The 6,515-nt window shown below is 72.2% G+C and carries 6 protein-coding genes; 1 reads left to right on the top strand and 5 read right to left on the bottom strand.

Going from position 1 to position 6,515, the window contains the following annotated elements; genetic code table 11:
• Window positions 1-120: 120 nt before the first annotated feature.
• From ACWGIG_RS35800 to ACWGIG_RS35790, 3 genes are all read right to left on the bottom strand, one after another.
• Window positions 121-1,071 (bottom strand): HAAS signaling domain-containing protein, encoded by a 951-nt coding sequence (locus ACWGIG_RS35800; protein ID WP_453325882.1) that lies wholly within the window; start codon window positions 1,069-1,071, stop codon window positions 121-123.
• Complete coding sequence (locus ACWGIG_RS35795) at window positions 1,068-1,406, bottom strand: PadR family transcriptional regulator (protein WP_453325881.1); 339 nt, start codon at window positions 1,404-1,406, stop codon at window positions 1,068-1,070. The genes ACWGIG_RS35800 and ACWGIG_RS35795 overlap by 4 nt, the downstream gene beginning before the upstream one ends.
• A gap of 105 nt (window positions 1,407-1,511) precedes the next feature.
• Window positions 1,512-3,143, bottom strand: a complete 1,632-nt coding sequence (locus ACWGIG_RS35790) for an AMP-binding protein (RefSeq protein ID WP_453325880.1) — start codon at window positions 3,141-3,143, stop codon at window positions 1,512-1,514.
• A gap of 225 nt (window positions 3,144-3,368) precedes the next feature.
• Between ACWGIG_RS35790 and ACWGIG_RS35785 the strand changes: the two genes are divergently transcribed.
• Complete coding sequence (locus ACWGIG_RS35785) at window positions 3,369-4,160, top strand: thioesterase II family protein (protein WP_453325879.1); 792 nt, start codon at window positions 3,369-3,371, stop codon at window positions 4,158-4,160.
• An 85-nt stretch (window positions 4,161-4,245) separates the two neighbouring features.
• On the opposite strand, the gene ACWGIG_RS35780 is transcribed toward ACWGIG_RS35785, so the two are convergent.
• Entirely contained in the window at window positions 4,246-5,487 is a 1,242-nt protein-coding gene (locus ACWGIG_RS35780; RefSeq protein ID WP_453325883.1) for a cytochrome P450, read from the bottom strand.
• A 64-nt stretch (window positions 5,488-5,551) separates the two neighbouring features.
• The gene (locus ACWGIG_RS35775) at window positions 5,552-6,322 is read right to left on the bottom strand and encodes an SDR family NAD(P)-dependent oxidoreductase (protein WP_453325878.1); all 771 of its coding nucleotides are present in this window, start codon (window positions 6,320-6,322) and stop codon (window positions 5,552-5,554) included.
• Between the last annotated feature and the right edge of the window lie 193 nt (window positions 6,323-6,515).

The following is a 6,515-nucleotide window of genomic DNA, read 5'->3' as shown; positions in this document are numbered from 1 at the left end:
CACCCGGGCACCGGCGCGTCGGGCACCGGCGCGGCGCCGTACGTCGACCCGTCGGCCGCGCCCGAATCGCTCGACGCACGCGCCGTCGTCCACACGGTCGGTGCCACCGGGAGCCCCGGCTCAGCGCCGGGCCTGGCGGAAGCCCGTCACCACGGCGCTCACGCCGAGGATGAGCACGATGACCGCAAGACCCGAGTAGACCTGCTGGGTCAGTGCGTCCGTGGCAGCGGTCTTCAGGAACTCCGGGTTGAAGAGCATCCGTTGCTGGAGGACCCAGGCGAACGGCAGGGCGAACACGACCTGGGCCACGGCGTTCAGGACCGCGAGACGAACGGTCCATCCCCGTACGGTGATCCGGGCCGCCGAGATCGCCAGCATCCCGGCGAGGCCCAGGAGTACGGGCCAGATCCAGCCCGACCACAGGGCCGGGTCGAGCACCTCGACCCCCTTGCCACCGCCCTTGCCGTCGACCCCGTAGGGCTTCGCGACGTGCTGCCACACGGCCAGGGAGATCAGCAGCGCGTACCAGGCCGCTCCGAGGGCAACCACGATGCCTCCCTTGTCCTTCTTCCGGGGTTCGGGCAGGTCGGTGAGGGTCCACGAGGTGCTGCGGACGGGTTCGCCGTCGCGGCTGCGGAACCGGTCGGCCAGGGCGAAGGCGATGGTGAGTACGGCGATCATCTGGGCGCCAAGCGTCAGCACGGTGGTGACGCCCTCGCCGACGGCCGCGCCGACGTTGCCGGTGTCGGCCAGTTCCATCAGTACGGCCAGGCCGGTGAGCACGGGCAGCACGGTGGACAGCAGCAGCACCAGAAGGCGGATGTACGCGGGGTAGTGGTCCGGCCCGATCAGTGCGAGCGGCCGGCCCGAGTAGCGGGCCGCGTACCGGACGGGGTCGCCCATCTCGGTGAGCACCTCGCGCTCGGCCGACTGCGGGTCCGCCTCTCTGCGGGCCTCGATGGTGTCGGCGATCGTGGTGCGCAACTCCTCGCCGATGTCGTCGCGTTGGTCGGCCGGGAGCCGCCGGACGACCTCGTCCACGTAGCGCTCGGTGAGAGTGCTGGTGCTCATCCGTTCTCCTTGGTAAGTCGTGCGATCGTGGCCGAGAGGTCCTGCCACTCGCGGACCAGGCCGGTGAGGACCAGGGAGCCGTCGGGGCTCACCCGGTAGAACTTCCGCGGCCGGGACTCCTCGGTGTTCCACTCGCTGGTGAGCAGGCCCTGTTTCTCCAGCCTGCGCAGCAGGGGGTAGAGGGTGTTGCCGTCGACGGAGACCCCGGCACCGTTGAGCGTCTCCAGGAGCGCGTAGCCGTAGCTCGGCTCCCGGAGCAGCGCCAGACAGGCCAGGACCACCGTCCCGCGGCGCAGTTCATGGGCCTGGGCGAGAGTCAGCTCTTCTACGGACACGTGAGACACCATAGTGTGCGGCGCACACCATTGTCTAGGACACACTGATGGGTGACGCTCCGCAGGGTGGGCGGTGCCGCCCTCGTGCCCGCTCTCCCGTCCTGGTCACGCCCCCGTCAGCGGAGTGGTGGCATCGGTGAACTCCCCCGCGCACAGCGCCTTCCAGACGACCCGGCGACGGGGCTTGCCGCTGGACGTGACCGCGATGCCGCCGCGGGGCAGCTCGACGGTCAGCAGGTCGGCATCGCCGAGCCACTCGGACAGGACCTCGTGGGCGGCCTCCCGCCAGCCGTCCTGCACCCCGCCGAAGACGGCCACGCCCGTGGGGCGTCCGTCCCTGACGCCGAGCAGGACGGCGATCCGGCGCTCGGGAATGCCCCGCTGGTGCAGCAGGGTCTCCAGGCTCTCGGCGAAGACCATCTTTCCGCTGACCTTGAGCCCGTCGCCGAGCCGGCCGATCACGAACAGCTGCCCGTCGCGCACGAAGCCCGCGTCACCGGATTCGAGCGTCCCCGCGGCGAGGCTGGTGCCGGACGCGGAGCCCTCGTCGCCGACGTATCCACTGGCGATCGACACCCCGGTGACGACGATCTCGCCGACCTGCCCGTCCGGCAGTTCCTCGCCGTCCTCCGACACGATCCGCACCTCCCGGCCCTCCAGCGGGGGGCCGCAGCCGACCACCGCGGTGCCGGCCAGCGACGCGGCGTCCCCGTCGTCCGGCACCTGCGTCGACCAGCCCGTACCGGGCCGCAGGCCGGTCACCGCCAGCGTGGCCTCCGCGCCGCCGTACGCGGGCAGCAGTGCGCCGCGGTCGAGACCGTGCGGCCCCAGCAGCGCGTGGAAGTCCTCCAGGACCTTCGGGTCGACCCGCTCCGCCCCGATGATCACGGACCGCATCGTGTCGAAGCGCAGCCCTTCCAGCTGGGCGGGTTTGACCCGGCGCAGGATGTAGGCGAGCCCGAAGTTCGGCATGCCCGTCATGGCGGCGCCGTGCTCACTGATGCACCGCAGATAGCGCAGCGGCGAGCGGATGAAGTCGTCCGGCTGCATCATCCAGCCGTCGCAGCCGGTGACGACCGCGTTCAGCAGGAAGCCCACGAGGCCCATGTCGTGGTGCACGGGCAGCCAGCTGATGCCGGGGCGCTCCGGGGTCCAGTCGATCCAGCGGCGCATGCCGGTGAGGTTGGCCCGCAGGGCGTCGGGGGAGATCCGCACGCCGCGCGAGAATCCGCTGGAGCCCGAGGTGAACTGGATCAGCGCGGTCTCCGGCAGCGGCAGCGGCCGCTCCAACGGCGCGACGCCCGCGACGAGTTGCTCGAAGACCTCCGGCTCGGGCACCCCGACCCCCGCGGTGACCTTGCGGATCCGCTCCAGCGACTCGTCGTCGCAGATGGTGTACCGGGGCCGGGCCGTCTCGAACAGGTGGGCCGCGTGCCGCTCGTACTCGTCGCCCCGCTGGAAGGCGAACGGCGGGGCGATGGAGCACGGCGTCGCGCCCGCCGCCAGCGCGCCGAAGAAGCCGGCGACGAAGCCGGGGCTGGAACGCAGCACCAGCCCCACCGAGTCGCCCTCGCGGACGCCCTTGGCGCGCAGCGCGGCTGCGGTCCGCAGCACCAGCTCCGCCAGGTCGCGGTAGGACGAGAAGTCCCAGTCGTCGTTGCGGTTCGCGTAGTACAGGCCGCGCTCGGTGGACGCCTCGTCCAGCCACTCCAGCAGGCCCCGGTCCGGTATACCCAACGTACTTGTCCTCTCGGAAGGTCAGGGAGGTGCGGCACGTCCGGTACGCACGGGGCGCGGTGCACGTGCCCGCCTGCTGCGCAGCATCGCGCGCGCCCCCCGCCCCTGCCAGGCAAGCGGCCGGTAACTCGGCCGTGGCCCGGCGGCATTTCGACCAGCCGAATTTCGCTCAAGTTGCCGCACCTCTGCCTGGTCGGCGTAGGCGCCGGTGTCGAGGCTGGGCCCATGCGCGCTTCGAACCACCCCACCCCGGCCTCCGTCGACTGGATCGGTGCCCGGCACTCCACCGGCATCGTCCGGTCACGGATCATCTGCCTGCCGCACGCCGGCGGCGGCGGCGGCACCTTCAGCCCCTGGCGGCCGTACCTGCCCGAGGGGGTCGAGCTGGCGCCGGTCGATCTGCCCGGCCGCGGCTCCCGCATCGACGAACCCCTGCCGGAGTCCTTCGACTCGCTGGTGGAAGCCCTGTTCGAGGGGCTGCGCGGAGAGTTCACCCTGCCGTACGCGCTCTTCGGGCACAGCTTCGGCGCCCTGCTCGGCTACGAGCTGACGCGACGCATCGAGCGGGAGATCGAGCAGGGGGCGGGGCTGCGACCGCCGAGCGTCCTGCTGGTGTCGGGGTCGCGTGCCCCCCATGTCCCGCTCCACAGGGAGTCCGTCGCGGACGGCGACGACGCCCAGCTGATCGCCTGGCTGCGCGGCAGCGGCGGGCTGCCCGAGGAACTGCTCGAATTCCCGGACTTCCTGCGGGACCTGCTGCGCGCGGTGCGCAGCGACATGGTCTTCGCGGAGGGCTACCGCATCCCGCGCCCGGCCGCCGTGGGCTGCCCGCTGGTCGCCTTCGCCGGTGCGGCGGACGAGGTGTCTCCGGCGGCGCACGTGGCGCCGTGGAACCTGTACACGACGGCCGAGCACCGGATGCACGTCCTGCCCGGCGGGCACTACTTCCCGCAGAGCGAGGCCCAGGCCGTGGTGAAGGCGGTGGCCGAGGAACTGGCGGCGTTCTCGGTGCGGTAGCACCGCGTGCGGCCCTGTCGGTGACAGGGCCGCACGGGGCGGTTCGTGGGTGGCGTGCGGTGGGTGGCGTGCGGTGGGTGGTCCCTCAGGCTGCCGGGCCGCCCTCCGGTACGAGCGTGACCGGCAGGGACGAGAAGCCGCTCAGGAAGTTGGAGAAGACGTAACCCGGCTCGCCCGCGGGCTCACCGAAGGCGACCAGCTCGCGCAGGCTCTCCAGCAGGGCCGCCAGTTCGGCGCGGGCCAGGAACGCGCCGAGGCAGAAGTGCGACCCGTGGGCGAACGACAGGTGCTTGTTCGGGGTGCGCGCCAGACGGAACTCGTCGGGCCTCTCGAAGACCCGCTCGTCACCGTTGGCCGAGGACATCCAGGTGGTGACGATGTCGCCCTCCTCGACGAACTGCCCGCCGAGGAAGACGTCCTGCGTGGCGGTACGGCCGCTGTGCAGGGCGGGTGTCGTCCAGCGCAGCACCTCCTCGACCGCCGAGGCCGTGCTCACCTGCCCGGTCTTGAGCGCACGCCACTGCTCGGGGCTCCGCATCAGCGCGTGCAGCCCTCCGACCATGGCGAACCGGGTGGTCTCGTGGCCGCCCATGATGATGCTGTAGCAGTTGAAGACGATCTCCTCGTGCGACAGGGGGCGGCCGTCGATCTCCTTGGTCACCAGGAGGCTGATCACGTCGTCCAGCGGCTTCTTGCGGCGCTCGGCGGCCAGTTCCGAGAAGTAGAACAGCAGGCCGTTGCGGGACGACCAGGTCGCCTCTTCCGAGAGGACGCCGTCCGCGGAGGACAGCGCCGACGAGGTCAGCTCGATGATCTGCCGTCGGTCGGCGAGCGGCACTCCGAGCAGGTCGCAGATCGCGGCGAGCGGGATGTGCGCGGCGACGTCCTCGGCGAAGTCCACCGTGCCCCGTTCCACCGCCTCCTGGACCAGGGCCCGGGTGCCGCGCCGCACGCTGTCCACGACGACATCGAGCGCGCGCGGCGAGAACGGCTTGAGCAGAGCACTGCGCAGCGCCTTGTGCGGGCCGCCGTCGGTGACGGCGAGCATCTTGCCCGCGGCCGAGTCGCCGCCGGCCAGCAGGGTGTCGAGGACGTTGCCGCGCTCGGAGGTGAAGGCCTGCTGGTCGCTGAGGACCGCGACGACGTCCGCGTGACGGCTGATCACCCAGAACCCGGGCCTGTCGCCGCTCTCCGGCTGCCAGTGGACCGGGGCCTCCGCCCGCAGCCGCCGCCACAGCGGCCCCAGGTCGTGGCGGGCGTGCAGCAGCGGGTCCGCGAGGTCCACGTCCTGTGGCGCGTCCGGCACGAGCTCGGGGCGGCTGGTCATGGCGGTCATCGTGGAACTCCTACGGAACTGAGGACTCGGGTGTCTGGTACGGGCGTGGGAGCGGTCACCGCGTCGGCTCGGTGGGCCCGGGGAAGAACGCGGTGGTGGCTCCGGCGGTCTCGGCGCCGTCCACCACGAACTGCTGGCCCGAGACGAACGAGGCCTGCGGCGAGGCCAGGAAGGCGAAGACGTCGGCGATCTCCTCGGGCCGCGCGTGGCGGCGGGCCGGGATGCGCGCGTTGACCTCGTCGAGCATGGCGTCGGTGTACTCGGCCCGCTGCATGGGAGTCAGTACGGCGCCTGGCGCGACGCAGGCGGTACGGATCATGGGGGCCAGCTCGACGGCGAAGGTCTGGCAGAGCGAGGTCACACCGGCCTTCGACGCGTTGTAGTCGGCGTACAGCGGGTAGCCGCGCATGCCGTTGACCGACGCGGTGGCCAGCAGCACGCCCCCGCCCTGCTGCAGCATGTGCGGCACGCTGTGGCGCCACAGGGCGAGGACGCCCATCAGGTTGGTGTCCAGGGTGCGCCGGGCGTCGGCCTCGGTCAGGTCGAGGATGCTGTGGCGCACGCTGATGCCCGCGTTGGCGATGACCACGTCGAGTCGGCCCCGCTCGGCTCGGATCCCGTCGACGGCCGCCCGTACCCCCTCCCAGTCGGCGACGTCCTGGGAGACCCAGCGCAGGTGGCCGCCCCCCTCCCGGGGGCCGGTCACGGTGTCCGCGGGCGGGGCGTGCACGTCGAGGTTGACGACGAAGTCGCCGTCGCGGGCGAAGCGCTCGGCGGTGGCGTGCCCGATTCCGCTGGACGCGCCGGAGACGATGACGGTGCGCACGGTTCGCTGCCTTTCTGCATGGCTCGATGCGGGGAGTGGGTGGGTCCGGACGGGGAGCGGGACGGGCCCGGCCCCGTCCCGTCCCGGCCCCGGCGGGGCGCGTGCCGGCCCGGGGGGGGGGCCGGCTCAGACGAATTCGCGGGGGGGGTGGAGGGGGTAACCCGTGAAATTATTGCGCAGGGTTGCGCGGACG

The sequence above is a fragment of the Streptomyces sp. NPDC054863 genome (assembly GCF_053610825.1).
This window is presented reverse-complemented; position numbering and strand designations above follow the sequence as displayed.